Genomic DNA, 14321 nt, shown 5'->3' on the forward strand with positions numbered 1-14321 from the left:
CCTGCTCCCATCTGTCTACATGTTCAGGTTATCAATTGAGCACAATCCGCTCAGCCGTGTGCGGCGCCGATCCAGTGCAGCAGATCGTGGACGGTGCGATCCTCGAGTCGGTAGCTGACCAGCCGGCCGACCCGGGTCGGCGTCACCCATCCCTGCTGGCGCAGCACCCGGAGTGCTTGCGAGACGGCGTTTTCCGATCTGCCGAGCACTGAGGCGAGGTCACCGACGCAGATGCCGGGCGCCCGGTGCAGACACAGCAGGATCTCCAGACGGTTGGGGTCGGACAACAGGTCAAAGCGCTGAGTCCAGCCGTTGATGTCCACATCCGCCAGAGCGGACGAGGCACGTTCAACTTTCACCTCGTCGCCCGGCCCGTCCATGCGTAGAAATCTAGCTCAGCAGTGAACCAATTCCGGCCGGCTGGAACATTCCGGCCCCCGTGCGCGACTATTGATCCGTGGACTGCGATATCGCCCGCGAGGCGCTGTCGGCTCGGATCGACGGAGAACGTGAACCCGTGCCCGCGCCCCGGGTCGACGAACATCTCGCCACCTGCGAGCCGTGCCGGGATTGGTATGCGGCCGCCGTCGACCAGACCCAGCTGCTCCGACGGCTGGCCGGCCGGTCCCAGGTAGCGGCCGTAGCCACGCCCGACCAACCCCCCAGGCACCGGTCGACGCCGGGTTCGGCCGCGTTGTGGCGGCGTCGGGCCCTGGGGCTCATCGGAGCCGCGCAACTGGTCCTGGCCGTCGCACAGGGGTTCGGTGCCAACGTCGGGACGTCCGCGGGCCACCACGCGATGATGTCCGGCCATCTGCTCAACGAGTCGACGGCATGGTCGGCGGCGCTCGGCGTGGTGATGGTGATCGCCGCTATGCGCCCGGCCGCGGCGGCCGGGCTGGCGGGGGTCCTGGCGGTGTTCACCACGGTGCTTGCCGTGTACGTCGTCAACGACGCACTGTCGGGGGCGGTGAGCCTCGACCGGATCCTCAGTCACCTGCCCGTGCTGCTCGGTACGGTGCTTGCCCTGTTGGTCTGGCGGGACGTCCGCTCGCCGGGCCCGCAACCGCGATCCGATGCTTTGCCGGTCACCGACGACGTGGTGCTGCCCGACAACGCCTCACGCGGGCGCCGCCGCGGACACCTCTACCCCACCGACGGCTCGGCGGCCTGACCGGCTCTACAGCATCAGGCCGAACATGATCGCCATGCCGGCCGCCATCATCGCCTGGCTGAGCAGGCCGAGGTGGTGGACCGTGTCCCCGGACGAACGAGACTGGCGCGCAACGAGATACCGGCAGAGCCAGAACACCGCGGCAATGGCGAACCCGACGGTGCAGACCCAGTTCAGGGTCGCGATCCAGGCCGGGTACCCGGTGCCCGAGGGGGCGGCGGTGTCGGTGGCGCCCATCGTCGGCATGTCCATTCCCGGCATCCCCGGCATGTCCGTGTGCCCCGCGTGATGCCCGGCCGACGACGCCTCGCCGGAACCCGACGACTGGCCGGGCAGCAGACGGCCGTTCATCACCGCATACATCCACGCCATCGCGAGCATCATCAGCGCGTGATAGACGGTGACGATGCGGTGGCCGGCCGCCGCACCGCTCGCGGCGATGACGACGAACCACACGGACGCGAGCAGAAAGAACACCATCGGGCCGACGGTGGGAAGGTCGGCTCCCCACGGCCAGGCCATCACCGCCATCGCCACCGCCATGATCGTGTGCAGCGAGTAGCCGACCACGCTGGGCCAGCGGCGGCGGCCGGCGGCGATGGCGTACACGCATTCGGCGGCGCTCAGGACAAACAGCAGGGTGACGACCCAGCGCAGGGTCAGATCCTGGATCACCGGTCAGCTTCTTTCTTTAGGCGCACGTGTGCATTGGTCGAACGCAGCCGGCCGAAAGTTCCCACCGCGCCGGGTCGCTACGACGAAGGGTCGTAGACTAGCGACGATGGAGTCGAGCCCGACAGGCACCCGGCTGACCAGCCGATTGGCGCTGGTCGGCGGGTACCTCGTCATGGCCACCGCGCTGATCGTCTACGCGGTGGCAGCGGGCGACGCCCGCTTCGTGGCGGCTGGTGACTCCTTCCCGGGCATGCCGACGAGTGTCGCCGAGGTCGTCGGCTACTTCACCGCCGCGCTGGCCGGCGCCATCTGCCTGGGCGGACTGGTCTTCGTCGTCATCACCGCCTGCCCCGACGACCGTGGCGTGCTGGACCCGACCTCGTTCCGGGGGCATCTGCTCGTCGAGCGGGTGGCCCCGATCTGGGCGATCTCCGCCGCGGTGATGGTCGTCGTCCAGGTCGCCAACGGCGCCGGAGTACCGGTCGCCAAGCTGATCCGCAGCGGCGCCATCGGCTCTGCGTTGAGCGCCTCGGAGATGGCCCGCGGCTGGGTCGCCGTGGTGATCTTCGCCACCGTCGTCAGCGTCGTGCTTCGACTGGCGGTGCGCTGGGTGTGGCACGTCGTGCTTCTGATTCCGACCCTGATCGCCGTCGTCGCGCTGCCCGTAACCGGAAACGCCGGCCAGGGCCCCGATCACGACTACGCGACGAGTGCGGTCATCGTGTTCGCGCTGGCGGTGGCCGTGTTGACCGGGGTGAAGGTCGCCGCTGTGGTGGCCCCACCTGCGGCGGTGCTGCGCCGCCGGGTGCTGGTGGTCGAGGTGACCGCCGGCGCCGTGGCGCTCGTCTACGGCGCGCTGCTGATGTACCTGTTCTCCGCCCCCGGTTCGCTGACCGGTTCGCACTACGGGCGGCTGGGCCTGATGGCCGCAGCGGCTCTGCTGGCGACTTGGCTGTCCGACGCCGTCCGGTTGCGCGGCGGCCGCACCCCCGGCGCCCGCACCCCGGCGGGCGCGGTGGCGATGATCGTCGCGCTCGCGGCGATCTCGGCGATGGCCATCCAGACCGCGCCGCGGCTGCTGGCCCACCGGTTCAGCGCGTGGGACGTCTTCCTGGGCTACGAACTCGCGCAGCCGCCCAGCGTGGTTCGGCTGTTGACGGTGTGGCGCTTCGACGTCCTGCTCGGCATCGGCGCGGTGGTGCTCGCCACGCTGTACGTGACCGGCGTGATCCGGCTGCGGCGCCGCGGCGACACCTGGCCGCCGGGCCGGCTGACGTCTTGGCTGCTCGGTTGCCTGGCCCTGCTGTTCACCACCAGTTCGGGGATTCGGGCCTACGGCTCGGCGATGTTCAGCGTGCACATGTCCGAGCACATGGCCCTCAACATGTTCATCCCGGTCCTACTGGTGCTCGGCGCCCCGATCACCCTGGCCTTGCGCGCGCTGCCGACCGCGGCCGCCGACCAGCCACCGGGGCCGCGGGAATGGCTCGTGTGGCTGGTGCATTCACCGGTGTCCCGGTTCCTGTCGCATCCCGCGACCGCCTTCGTCCTGTTCGTCGGCTCGCTGTACGCGGTGTACTTCACCCCGCTGTTCGACACGTTCGTGCGTTACCACTGGGGTCACGAGTTCATGACTCTGCACTTCCTCATCACTGGATACCTGTTCTACTGGGGCATCATCGGCATCGACCCCGGCCCGCGCCGGCTGCCGTTCATCGGCCGCCTGGCCCTACTGTTCGCCGTGATGCCGTTCCATGCCTTCTTCGGCATCGCCACGATGACGATGACGTCGGTCATCGGCGGCAGCTTCTACCGCAAACTGAACCTGCCGTGGCTGTCCGACCTCGTCAGCGATCAGCACCTGGGTGGCGCAATCGCTTGGGGCTCGAGCGAATTGCCAGTGCTCGTGGTGGTGATCGCCCTGGTGGTGCAATGGTCCCGGCAGGACCGGCGGACCGCCACCCGCACCGACCGGCACGCCGACGCCAAGTACGACGACGACCTCGAGGCCTACAACGCGATGTTGCGGGAACTAGCCAAGAACCGTCGCTGAGCGCCGGTCAGCTCACCGTCGACATAGGCTGACCGCAGCAGACCTCGCTGTGATCGCCCTCCGACTCACAGCACGGGCATGCCTTCTCGTACACCAGCACCGCACCGCAACTTCGGCATTCATACCGCTCGCCGACACTTCTGGCCATGACACCCTCCTCCTACGCCCGACGGCACCCACGGAATCATTGTGCCCCAGCCCGGGCGATGTCGGTGGCGCTTCGCGCATCAGCCGACGACGGAGTAGTCACCCTCTTCGGAGAGCGCGGCCTGAACCTGCTCGACGGTGAGGTCGCCGCCGGATTGCACCCGTACCGTGGACGGGCCGTCCGTGCCGAGGTCGACCTCGACGGCGCTGACGGTCGGCAGGGCACCGAGCGCGGTGCTCACCACCCGCACGCAGCTCTGGCAGTGCAGTCCGGAGACCTTGAACGTCTGCTGCGACATGGTGATCAGCCCTTTCGAGTCTCAGCCCCGAAATTGCGCAGCCGCAAGCTGTTCGAGACGACGAAGAACGACGAGAACGCCATCGCGGCGCCCGCGATGAGCGGGTTGAGCAGTCCGGCCGCTGCGATCGGGATCGCGGCGACGTTGTAGCCGAACGCCCAGAAGAGATTGACCTTGATGGTCCGCATGGTGGCGCGGGCCAGATCGAGTGCTTGCGGCACGATGTCGAGGTCGTCACGCACCAGAATGATGTCGGCGGCGCCGATCGCGACGTCGGTGCCGCGCCCGATCGCCAGCCCGAGGTCGGACGACGCCAGTGCGGGCCCGTCGTTGATACCGTCACCGACCATCGCGACCACCCGGCCCCGCTCCCGCAGCTGCTCGATGACGTCGACCTTGCCCTCGGGAAGCACCTCGGCGATGACCTCGTCGATGCCGACTTGGGCGGCCACCGCGGCCGCTGCCGTCGCGTTGTCCCCGGTCAGCAGGACCGTCCGCAGTCCCCTGTCGTGCAGGGCCGCCACCGCCCCGGCCGCCGAGTCCTTGACGGCGTCGGCAACCGAGATCGCACCGCAGACCACGTCGTCGACAGCAACGAAAACGACTGTCTCCCCACGCGATTCACCGGATCTACGGGCCAACTCCAATTCGGGGCTCAGCGGTGCGTCGCCGCGCACCCAAGACGGCCGACCCACCACCACGCGCCGGCCCGCGACCGTGCCGGTGACACCGCGGCCGGCGTGGGCGCGGAAGTCCTCGACCGGGCCGCGGTCGTCGGTGACGGTCGCGATCGCCACGGCCACGGCGTGTTCGGAGGCCACCTCGACGGCCGCGGCCAACGCCAGGACCTCGTCGGACTGCCAGCCGTCGGCGGCGGTCACGTCGGTCACCGCGAGGTGCCCGGTGGTCAGCGTGCCGGTCTTGTCGAACACGACGGTGTCGACGGCGCGGATGGCTTCCAGCGCCCGATATCCCTTGAGGAAGATGCCGAGCTGGGCACCCCGGCCCGAGGCCACCATCATCGCCGTCGGCGTGGCCAAACCCAGCGCACACGGGCAGGCGATCACCAGCACCGCCAGCGCCGCCGAGAACGTGCGGTCGGCACCTGCCCCGGACAGCAGCCACGCCGCCGCGGTCAGCGCGGCGATGACGAACACGGCCGGCACGAACACCCCGGCGATCCGGTCGGCCAGGCGCTGCGCGTCGGCCTTCTGCGCCTGCGCTTCCTCGACCAGGCGCACCATTCCGGCGAACTGCGTGTCGGCGCCCACCGCGGCGGCCTCGACGATCAGCCGGCCGTCGAGGACGACGGTCCCGCCGATCACCCGGCCACCCGGATGCGCGCGGGCCGGCTTGGCCTCGCCGGTCATGGCGCTCATGTCGATCGCGGAACTACCCTCGACCACCAGACCGTCGGCGGCGATGGTCTCCCCGGGACGCACCGCGAACCGCTGTTGCTCCTTGAGTTCGTCGGCCGGGATCACCATCTCGGTGCCGTCGGCCAGCAGGACCGAGACGTTCTTGGCGCTGAGTGCGGCCAGCGCCCGCAGCGCGCTTCCGGCCCGCGACTTCGCCCGCGCCTCGAAGTACCGGCCGGCCAGGATGAACACGGTCACGCCGGCGGCCACTTCGAGGTAGATCGCGTCGCTGCCCAGCAGCGCCTGCCAGATCCCGTGGGTCTCCCGGACGTGGTGGCCGAAGAAGATGGTGTAGAGCGACCACAGCGTGGCCGCGGTGACGCCGACCGAGATCAGCGTCTCCATCGACGCCGTGCGGTGGCGGGCGTTGCGCAGGGCGACGCGATGGAACGGCCAGGCGGCCCACGTGACGATCGGCAGTGCCAGAGCGGTCAGCACCCACCCCCAGCCGGTGAACCGCGTGCTGGGCACCACGGCGAACATCACCGACAGGTCGGCCAGCGGGACGAACAACACCGCGGCGATCGCCAGCCGGCGCAGCAGGCTGCGGGCGATCTTCTCGTCGGGGTCGGCCACCTCGACCCGCACGTCGCCGCGGGGGGCGGCATTGTACCCGGCCTTGCGGACCACCTCGCACAGCTCGTCGGTAGGGACGGAGTCGGCGACGTCGATGGTGGCCACCCGGGTGGCGTAGTTCACCGTCGCATGCACACCGTCGAGCCTGTTGAGCTTGGTCTCGACGCGCGCGGCGCAGGCCGCGCAGGACATCCCCGAAACGTCTAGTTGGACGCGGCGCAGGTCGGTGGCGGTCGCGGCGCCGACGACGGATGCCGTCATGTCCTCCTCATTTCCCGGGGCGCACACCACCCCACGTCCAATGGTCGGTTGCCCACGCCGCCGAGTTCCCGGCAGTGGGAAACCCTGGGTTCGGGGCGCACCACGACCCCATCCAAAATACTCCCCAGGGTTCGCCACGCCGGACGGCAGCCTGGGGACGTGCCCGCTTGCGCCATCCCCTACTCTGACTTTCCGTGGCCGAACGCGACGACGACCGGGTGACCTCCCTGGCGCTGGCCGCCGGCCGGGGTGACACCGCCGCCCTCGAGGCCTTCATCAGGGCGACTGAGCGTGATGTGTGGCGCACCGTCGCCTTCCTGGGTGATCCCGGCAGTGCCGACGATCTGACCCAGGAGACCTTCCTGCGCGCGCTGGGATCGCTACCGAGGTTCTCGGGCCGCTCCTCGGCCCGTACCTGGCTGCTGTCGATCGCGCGCCGGGTGGTGGTCGACCAGATCCGCCGCAACCAGGCCCGGCCGCGCACCGCCTACGGCGTCGACTTGGACGACGTCCTCGACACCCGCCGCAGCGCGGCGAGTGTCGAGGACGTCGTCGAGATCCGGATGCTGCTCGACGGCCTCGACACCGACCGCCGCGACGCCCTGATGCTGACCCAGGTGCTCGGCCTGTCCTACGCCGAGGCCGCCGAGGTCTGCGGTTGCCCGGTGGGCACCATCCGCTCCCGGGTGGCACGCGCCCGCGACGACTTGCTGAGCGCGGTCAACCGCGACGACCAGGTGGGCTGAGCGGGAACCGCAGGGCCGTCCGATGCGACCACTGAGGGTGTCCAGCAGTAGCGACCACGACGTCGAGGACGGTCGTCGGCCTCGGTGTGGTGTGGCCGGCGCAGCCGGACTGTGATCCGCGCTCAGCCCAGGAAGCCGTGCAGCAGCGCCGCCGATCCCTCGACATGGGCGCGCATCGCCGACTCAGCTGCCTCGACATCGCCGGCCAGTATCGCGATGACGATTCCCTCGTGCTGCTCGTCGGAGTGGGCAATGTTGCGGCGCAGCAACGGAATCCGGTCGAGCAGGGAGTTGAGCCGCATCCTGTTCTCGGCCACCAGCGGCACCAGCGACGGCGACCCGGCGGCCTCGGCGATCGCCAGGTGCAGCCGGGAGTCCAGCCGCCGGTAGTAATCTGGGGCGGCGTCGCGGACGTCGGCCAGCCGTGACCACAGTCCCTCGCGTTCGGCGGCGGTCAGCGTTCTGCTGGCGGCCATCCGGGCCGCTCCGACCTCGAGGATCTCCCGCAGCCGCAGCGCGTCGTCGATCTCGGCCCGGTTGACCCGCACCGCGTCGGTCGGCGCGGGCAGTTCCTCGGTCAGGAAGGTTCCGCCGTAGCGGCCGCGCCGCGACACCAGGTAGCCGGCGTCGGCCAGCGACTTGATCGCCTCCCGCACGGTGTCGCGGCTGACCCCGAGTTTCGCGGCCAGCTCCCGCTCGGGCGGCAGGGAATCCCCCGGCGCCAGCACACCGAGCCGGATGGTCTGCAGCAGCCGGCCGACGGTGTCCTCGAAGGCGTTTCCGGGCCGCACCGGACGCAGCAGGGCCTCGGAGGCCACTGCTGAATCCGGCTCGGCCGCCATGTCCCGAGCCTCTACAGCGGGGTGACGTAGTGGCCGCTGATGCCGCCGTCGACCAGGAAGGTCGACCCGGTGATGAATGACGAGTCGTCGCTGGCCAGGAACGCCACCGCGGCGGCCAGTTCCTCCGGCTCGGCGAACCGGCCCATCGGCACGTGCACCAACCGGCGCGCCGCCCGCTCGGGATCCTTGGCGAACAGTTCCTGCAGCAGCGGGGTGTTCACCGGTCCAGGGCACAGCGCGTTGACCCGAATTCCCTGGCGCGCGAATTGGACTCCGAGCTCGCGTGACATCGCCAGCACCCCGCCCTTGGAGGCGGTGTAGGAGATCTGGGAGGTGGCCGAGCCCATCACCGCGACGAACGAGGCGGTGTTGATGATCGAGCCCCGCTGCGCGGGCACCATGTGCCGCAGTGCCGCCTTGCAACAGAAGAAGACCGACTTGAGGTTGACGTCCTGCACCCGGTCCCAGGCATCGATGCCGGTGTTCTCGATGAGATCGTCGTCGGGCGGACTGATGCCCGCGTTGTTGAACGCGATGTCGACCCCGCCGTGCACCTCGAAGGCGGTGTCGAACAATCGATCCACCGCGACCTGATCCGAGACGTCCACCTGCACGAACGTCACGTGCAGATCATCCGCGACGGACTGGCCGGTCGTCGGGTCGACGTCCCCGATGACGACGATCGCACCTTCGGCCCGCATCCGCTTGACGGCCGCCAGCCCAATGCCGCTCGCGCCGCCGGTGACGACGGCAACCTTGTCCTTGAGTCGCTGGGACAGATCCATCTAGCTCTCCTCTACTGCGAAAAACACGTTCTTGGTCTCGGTGAATGAGAACGGCGCGTCGGGGCCGAGTTCGCGCCCCAGCCCGGACTGCTTGAACCCGCCGAACGGGGTGTTGTAGCGCACCGACGAGTGCGAGTTCACGCTGACGTTACCCGCCTCGATCGCGCGCGAGACCCGCAGCGCACGCGACAGGTTGTCAGTCCAGATCGAGCCGGACAGGCCGTATTCGGTGTCGTTGGCCAGGGCGATGGCATCGGCTTCGTCCTCGAAGGGCAGGACCGTGACGACCGGGCCGAAGATCTCCTCGATCACCGTGCGGTCGGTGCGCTGCGGGGTCAGCACGGTCGGCGGGAACCAGTAGCCGGGCCCGTCGGGCGCCGAGCCGCGGAAGGCCACCGGGGCGTCGTCGGGCACGTAGGCGGCCACCGATTCGAAGTGCTTGCGCGACACCAGCGGTCCCATCTCAGTGTCGCGCGCGGCAGGGTCACCGACCACCAGCGCCTTGACGGCCGGCTCGAGCAGCTCGAGGAACGTGTCGAACACGCTGCGCTGCACCAGGATTCGGCTGCGCGCGCAGCAGTCCTGGCCGGCGTTGTCGAACACCCCGTAGGGCGCGGTGGCGGCCGCCTTCTCCAGGTCGCAGTCGGCGAAGATCACGTTGGCGCTCTTGCCGCCCAGTTCCAGCGTCACGCGCTTGACCTGATCGGCAGCCCCGGCCATCACCTTGGTGCCGACCTCGGTGGAGCCGGTGAACACGATCTTGCGGATGTCGGGATGGCTGATGAACCGCTCCCCGACCACCGAGCCCTTGCCGGGCAGCACCTGGAAAAGGTCTTCGGGCAGACCGGCTTCCACGGCCAGCTCGCCGAGCCGCATCGAGGTCAGCGGCGTCCACTCGGCTGGCTTGAGCACCACCGCGTTGCCCGCGGCCAATGCGGGCGCGAACCCCCAGGCGGCGATCGGCATCGGGAAATTCCACGGGGTGATCACGCCGATCACGCCCATCGGCTCGTTGAAGGTGACGTCGAGCCCGCCGGCCACCGGAATCTGCTTGCCGGACAACCGCTCCGGGCTCGCCGAGTAGAACTGCAGCACGTCGCGGACGTGCCCGGCCTCCCACTCGGCCGCGCCGATCGGGTGCCCGGAGTTGGCGACCTCGAGGGCGGCCAGCTCCGGAACATGCGAGTCCACCGTGGCGGCGAAGGCCCGCAACTTGGCGGCCCGTTCCGCCGGCGCCGCGGCGGCCCAGGATTTCTGGGCGACCTTGGCCCGCGCGACGGCGTCGTCGACGCCGGCCAGATCGGTCTGCTCGACGGTGCCCAACACCTGCTCGGTCGCCGGGTTGATCAGTTCGGTGGAGGCCACAGGTTCACTCTTTCCGTCGTGTGGTTGCGTGCGGCCTCCACCAGCCCGGCGAACAACCGCAGATCGTCCAGGGTCTCCTCGGGATGCCACTGCACCGCGAGAACGAAGTCGTGGCCCGGCATCTCGACGGCCTCGATCACTCCGTCGGTATCGCGGGCGCAGACCACCAGGCCGTCCCCCAGCCGGTCGATGGCCTGGTGGTGATAGCACTGCGCGTCCGAGGTCTCACCGATCAGACCGGCCAGCTTGCTGCCTTCGACGGTGTGCACGGTGGAGGTGGAGAACACGGCGTTGCCCTGCTGGTGGCGGGTGTGCCCGAGGATGTCGGGCAGATGCTGGTGCAGCGTGCCGCCGAGGGCGACGTTGAGCAGCTGCGCGCCGCGGCAGATTCCGAGCACCGGCAGGTGGCGGCGCAGCGCCCCGGCCAGCAGCGCGAATTCCCAGGCGTCGCGGTCGCGGGCCGGCTCGTCGGTGGTGGGGTGCGGGTCGTGGCCGTAGGTGGCGGGGTCGACGTCCTTGCCGCCGGTGATGATCAGCCCATCGAGACGGTCGAGCACCCGTGCGGCGATTTCGGCGTCGACCGGCTGCGGCGGCAGCAGTGTCGCGATACCGCCGGCCAGCGTGACGCCCTTGATGTAGACGCCGGGCAGGAAGCTGGCGTGCACGTCCCACACACTGGTCTGGGCCTGCTGCAGGTATGTGGTCAGCCCCACGATGGGGCGGGCAAATTCAGAGCCGTTCAAAACCGCGCACCCTCTCCCAGTCGGTCACCGCGGAGTTGAACGCCGCCAGTTCGACACGGGCATTGTTGAGGTAGTGCTCAACGACGTCGTCACCGAACGCCTCGCGGGCCACCGTCGAGCCCTCGAACAGCGCGGCCGCCTCGGCCAGTGTGGTCGGAAGTCGTTGCGCACCACTGGTGTAGGCGTTGCCCTCGTGGGCGTCGGGCAACTCCAGACCGTTGTCGATACCGTGCAGGCCACCGGCGATCAGGGCCGCGACGGCCAGGTACTGGTTGACGTCGCCGCCGGGCGCGCGACACTCCATCCGCAGCGAGTGGCCCTGGCCGACCACCCGCAGCGCGCAGGTCCGGTTGTCCAGCCCCCAGGCGATGGCCGTCGGCGCGAAACTACCCTCGACAAATCGCTTGTAGGAGTTGATGTTCGGTGCGTAGAACAGGGTCAGCTCGCGCAGCGTGGCCAGTTGTCCGGCGATGAAGCTGCGGAACATCGCCGACATACCAAGCTGCGCGTCGGCGTCGGCGAACACCGCGGCGCCGTCGGTGCCGCGCAGCGAGATGTGGATGTGGCAGCTGTTTCCTTCTCGTTCATCGAATTTCGCCATGAACGTCAGGCTCTTGCCGTGCTGGTCGGCGATTTCCTTGGCGCCGTTCTTGTAGATGGTGTGGTTGTCGCAGGTAACCAGCGCGCCGTCGTAGCGGAACGCGATCTCCTGCTGGCCGAAGTTGCACTCCCCCTTGACTCCTTCGCAGTACATCCCGGCACCGTCCATGCCGAGCCGGATGTCGCGCAGCAGCGGCTCCATCCGGGTGGAGGCGTGGATGGCGTAGTCGACGTTGTAGTCGGTGGCCTTGGACAGTCCGCGATAGCCGGCCGCCCAGGCGTCGCGGTAGGTGTCGTCGAAGACCATGAACTCCAGCTCGGTGCCGACGAACGCTTCCAGCCCGCGCTGGGCGAGCCGGTCCAGCTGGGTGCGCAGGATGCTGCGCGGCGCTGGCGTCACCGGCCCACCGCCGACCCACGACAGATCGGCCATCACCAGCGCCGTTCCGGGCAGCCACGGCAGCACGCGCAGGGTGGAGAAGTCGGGCGTCATCACCATGTCGCCGTAGCCGGACTCCCAGCTCGACATCGCATACCCGTCGACGGTGTTCATGTCGACGTCGACGGCCAATAGGTAGTTGCAACATTCGGCGCCGTGCGCGGCGACCTCCTCGACGAACAACCGGGCCGCCACCCGCTTGCCGGTCAACCGGCCCTGCATGTCGGCGAAGGCCACGATCACCGTGTCGATCTCAGCGGCGGCCACCCCGCTCTCCAGCTCGGCCTGGGTCAGCAGCCCGGGACGCAGCCTCTCGCTCATTGCACGTTCTCCCTGGGGTTAGGCGACGGGACTTGCCGAAAAGTCAACCATTGGATTCCGCTCCCCTTCGGCTTCTGCCCACAGGATTAACACGAACGTCACCCCAAAGGTAGGACGACAGACCATTGACATTCTATTCTCCCCTTGACACCGCCGCCGTCAGTCCAGCGCATGCCCGCGCACCTACCCGGTTGAGGAGGAACCGCCATGGCCGAAGAGACGATGAAGACCTCGGGCGTCACGTACACCCAAGCCGGTGAGGGTTACTTCGAGAAACGCACTCTGCTGCGCACCGCCGGGTTCTGGGGCCTGTGGGGCATCGGCATCGCCGCCGTCATCTCGGGCGACTTCTCGGGCTGGAACTTCGGCATCGGCGCGGCCGGCTGGGGCGGTCTGGGCATCGCGTCGATCGTTATCATCGTCATGTACTTCGGCATGCTGTTCTCGATCGGTGAGATGTCGGCCGCGATGCCGCATACCGGCGGCGCCTACTCCTTCGCACGCGCTGCGATGGGGCCATGGGGCGGGTTCATCACCGGCTTCGCGGAAACCATCGAGTACGTCTTCACCACCGCGGTCGTCGTCTACTTCTCGGCGAGCTACGCCGACGCGGTGACCAGCGACCTCTTCAACCTGTCGCTGCCCGGTTGGCTGTGGTGGATCATCCTGTACGCGATCTTCGTGGGACTGAATTCCTGGGGTGCGGAGATCTCGTTCCGCTTCGCCCTAGTCGTCGCCATTATCTCGGTCGGCATCCTGATCCTGTTCGGCATCTTGGCGATCGCCCACGGGGCAGTGGATTTCGGCAAGCTGCTGGACATCTACCCGGACCCCAGCAAGGCCGGTTCCAACACGTTCCTGCCGTTCGGACTCGTCGGCATCCTGTATGCCTTGCCGTTCGCGATGTGGTTCTTCCTGGGAATCGAGGAACTACCCCTCGCGGCCGAGGAGGCTCACAACCCGAGCCGCGACATTCCCAAGGCCGGCATCTGGGGCATGGTTTCGCTTGTCGCCTGCGCTGCGATCGTGTTCTTCCTCAACCCCGCGGTCACTGGTTCACAAGCGCTGGGCAGCTCTGACGAGCCACTGCTGGACGGCTTCCGCGCATTCCTGCCGAGCGGCTGGGCCGCGGTGTTGTCGGCCTTCGCCCTGATCGGTCTGCTGGCCAGCCTGCAGGGCATCATGTACGCCTACGGCCGGAACCTCTACTCGCTGAGCCGGGCGGGCTACTACCCGAAGATGTTGTCCCTCACCGGTAGTCGCCAGACCCCCTATGTTGCGCTGTTCGTCGGCGCGGTAATCGGATTCATTGCGCTGGTCGTGGTGAACCTCAACGCCGGAGCCGGTGACGTCGTGCTCAACATCGCGGTGTGGGGCGCGGTTCTGGCCTACATGCTGCAGATGATCTCCTTCGTTCTGCTGCGCCGCAAGTTCCCGAACGCGCGGCGGCCGTGGATCAGCCCGACCGGGAACTGGGGTGCGATCGCGGCCTTCGCCATCGCGGCGATCACATTCATCGCCGTGCTGATCAACCCGACCTACCGGCCCGCGGTGTTCACGATCGTGATCCTGTACGTGATCGGCCTGCTGGTGTTCGGACTGTACGGGCGCCACCGGTTGGTGCTGTCGCCGGAGGAGGAGTACGCCGTCACCGGCGGCCTGCACGGCTACGACCCTGCCTCCGAAGGGCTCGGCGGCACCATCGAGGACGAGATCCTCAAAGGCCACACCGGCTGACGCCGATTTCCAACTTCGCCATCTCGCTCTCGATCATTTCGATCCTGGCCGGGCTGCTTCACCTCATTCGGTCTCGGCTGGAACAATGGCGGCTTTCCTAGCGATCCTTGGTCGCTAGCGATCCTTGGTCATCCTTGGTC

Annotated in this window: 13 protein-coding genes; 4 read left to right on the forward strand and 9 right to left on the reverse strand. The window is 68.6% G+C overall.

What is annotated here, in order from left to right; genetic code table 11:
- Positions 1-50 precede the first annotated feature (50 nt).
- Complete coding sequence (locus tag K9U37_RS16445; protein WP_243072592.1) at positions 51-380, reverse strand: ArsR/SmtB family transcription factor; 330 nt, start codon at positions 378-380, stop codon at positions 51-53.
- A gap of 77 nt (positions 381-457) precedes the next feature.
- On the opposite strand from K9U37_RS16445, the gene K9U37_RS16450 reads away from it, so the two are divergent.
- Positions 458-1174, forward strand: a complete 717-nt coding sequence (locus tag K9U37_RS16450) for a zf-HC2 domain-containing protein (RefSeq protein WP_243072593.1) — start codon at positions 458-460, stop codon at positions 1172-1174.
- Between the two features lie 6 nt (positions 1175-1180).
- Here K9U37_RS16450 and K9U37_RS16455 read toward each other — a convergent pair whose 3' ends face one another.
- The gene (locus tag K9U37_RS16455) at positions 1181-1849 is read right to left on the reverse strand and encodes a DUF5134 domain-containing protein (protein ID WP_243072594.1); all 669 of its coding nucleotides are present in this window, start codon (positions 1847-1849) and stop codon (positions 1181-1183) included.
- Positions 1850-1955: 106 nt separating this feature from the next.
- Here K9U37_RS16455 and K9U37_RS16460 point away from each other — a divergent pair, with 106 nt between their 5' ends.
- On the forward strand, positions 1956-3902 hold the full coding sequence (locus tag K9U37_RS16460; RefSeq protein ID WP_372489530.1) for a cytochrome c oxidase assembly protein: 1947 nt from the start codon (positions 1956-1958) through the stop codon (positions 3900-3902).
- Between the two features lie 227 nt (positions 3903-4129).
- On the opposite strand, the gene K9U37_RS16465 is transcribed toward K9U37_RS16460, so the two are convergent.
- Positions 4130-4348, reverse strand: a complete 219-nt coding sequence (locus K9U37_RS16465; protein ID WP_243072595.1) for a heavy-metal-associated domain-containing protein — start codon at positions 4346-4348, stop codon at positions 4130-4132.
- A 5-nt stretch (positions 4349-4353) separates the two neighbouring features.
- Entirely contained in the window at positions 4354-6603 is a 2250-nt protein-coding gene (locus K9U37_RS16470) for a heavy metal translocating P-type ATPase (protein WP_243072596.1), read from the reverse strand.
- A 194-nt stretch (positions 6604-6797) separates the two neighbouring features.
- Here K9U37_RS16470 and sigC point away from each other — a divergent pair, with 194 nt between their 5' ends.
- Positions 6798-7349, forward strand: a complete 552-nt coding sequence (gene sigC, locus K9U37_RS16475) for an RNA polymerase sigma factor SigC (RefSeq protein WP_243072597.1) — start codon at positions 6798-6800, stop codon at positions 7347-7349.
- A gap of 122 nt (positions 7350-7471) precedes the next feature.
- On the opposite strand, the gene K9U37_RS16480 is transcribed toward sigC, so the two are convergent.
- Genes K9U37_RS16480 through K9U37_RS16500 form a run of 5 tightly spaced genes read right to left on the reverse strand, consistent with a single transcriptional unit; the run spans position 7472 to position 12444 of the window.
- On the reverse strand, positions 7472-8191 hold the full coding sequence (locus K9U37_RS16480; protein WP_243072598.1) for a FadR/GntR family transcriptional regulator: 720 nt from the start codon (positions 8189-8191) through the stop codon (positions 7472-7474).
- An 11-nt stretch (positions 8192-8202) separates the two neighbouring features.
- Positions 8203-8976 carry a 3-oxoacyl-ACP reductase gene (locus K9U37_RS16485; RefSeq protein ID WP_243072599.1) on the reverse strand — a complete coding sequence of 258 codons (774 nt, stop codon included), beginning with the start codon at positions 8974-8976 and terminating at the stop codon, positions 8203-8205.
- Positions 8977-10341 carry an aldehyde dehydrogenase family protein gene (locus tag K9U37_RS16490; protein WP_243072600.1) on the reverse strand — a complete coding sequence of 455 codons (1365 nt, stop codon included), beginning with the start codon at positions 10339-10341 and terminating at the stop codon, positions 8977-8979.
- Positions 10323-11084, reverse strand: a complete 762-nt coding sequence (locus K9U37_RS16495; RefSeq protein WP_243072601.1) for a gamma-glutamyl-gamma-aminobutyrate hydrolase family protein — start codon at positions 11082-11084, stop codon at positions 10323-10325. Before K9U37_RS16495 ends, K9U37_RS16490 begins: the two co-directional genes overlap by 19 nt.
- Positions 11071-12444 carry a glutamine synthetase family protein gene (locus K9U37_RS16500; RefSeq protein WP_243072602.1) on the reverse strand — a complete coding sequence of 458 codons (1374 nt, stop codon included), beginning with the start codon at positions 12442-12444 and terminating at the stop codon, positions 11071-11073. The genes K9U37_RS16495 and K9U37_RS16500 overlap by 14 nt, the downstream gene beginning before the upstream one ends.
- 207 nt (positions 12445-12651) lie before the next feature.
- Here K9U37_RS16500 and K9U37_RS16505 point away from each other — a divergent pair, with 207 nt between their 5' ends.
- On the forward strand, positions 12652-14181 hold the full coding sequence (locus tag K9U37_RS16505) for an amino acid permease (protein WP_243072603.1): 1530 nt from the start codon (positions 12652-12654) through the stop codon (positions 14179-14181).
- Positions 14182-14321 lie beyond the last annotated feature (140 nt).

Origin of the sequence: Candidatus Mycolicibacterium alkanivorans, from assembly GCF_022760805.1 — a bacterium.
Taxonomy (GTDB): domain Bacteria; phylum Actinomycetota; class Actinomycetes; order Mycobacteriales; family Mycobacteriaceae; genus Mycobacterium; species Mycobacterium alkanivorans.

Excerpts from the sequence above, each read along its gene's own strand:
- K9U37_RS16445 (WP_243072592.1), bottom strand. The coding sequence starts at position 380 with ATGGACGGGCCGGGCGACGAGGTGAAAGTTGAACGTGCCTCGTCCGCT.
- K9U37_RS16500 (WP_243072602.1), bottom strand. The coding sequence starts at position 12,444 with ATGAGCGAGAGGCTGCGTCCCGGGCTGCTGACCCAGGCCGAGCTGGAG.
- K9U37_RS16485 (WP_243072599.1), bottom strand. The coding sequence starts at position 8,976 with ATGGATCTGTCCCAGCGACTCAAGGACAAGGTTGCCGTCGTCACCGGC.
- K9U37_RS16460 (WP_372489530.1), top strand. The coding sequence starts at position 1,956 with ATGGAGTCGAGCCCGACAGGCACCCGGCTGACCAGCCGATTGGCGCTG.
- K9U37_RS16505 (WP_243072603.1), top strand. The coding sequence starts at position 12,652 with ATGGCCGAAGAGACGATGAAGACCTCGGGCGTCACGTACACCCAAGCC.
- K9U37_RS16465 (WP_243072595.1), bottom strand. The coding sequence starts at position 4,348 with ATGTCGCAGCAGACGTTCAAGGTCTCCGGACTGCACTGCCAGAGCTGC.
- K9U37_RS16470 (WP_243072596.1), bottom strand. The coding sequence starts at position 6,603 with ATGACGGCATCCGTCGTCGGCGCCGCGACCGCCACCGACCTGCGCCGC.
- K9U37_RS16480 (WP_243072598.1), bottom strand. The coding sequence starts at position 8,191 with ATGGCGGCCGAGCCGGATTCAGCAGTGGCCTCCGAGGCCCTGCTGCGT.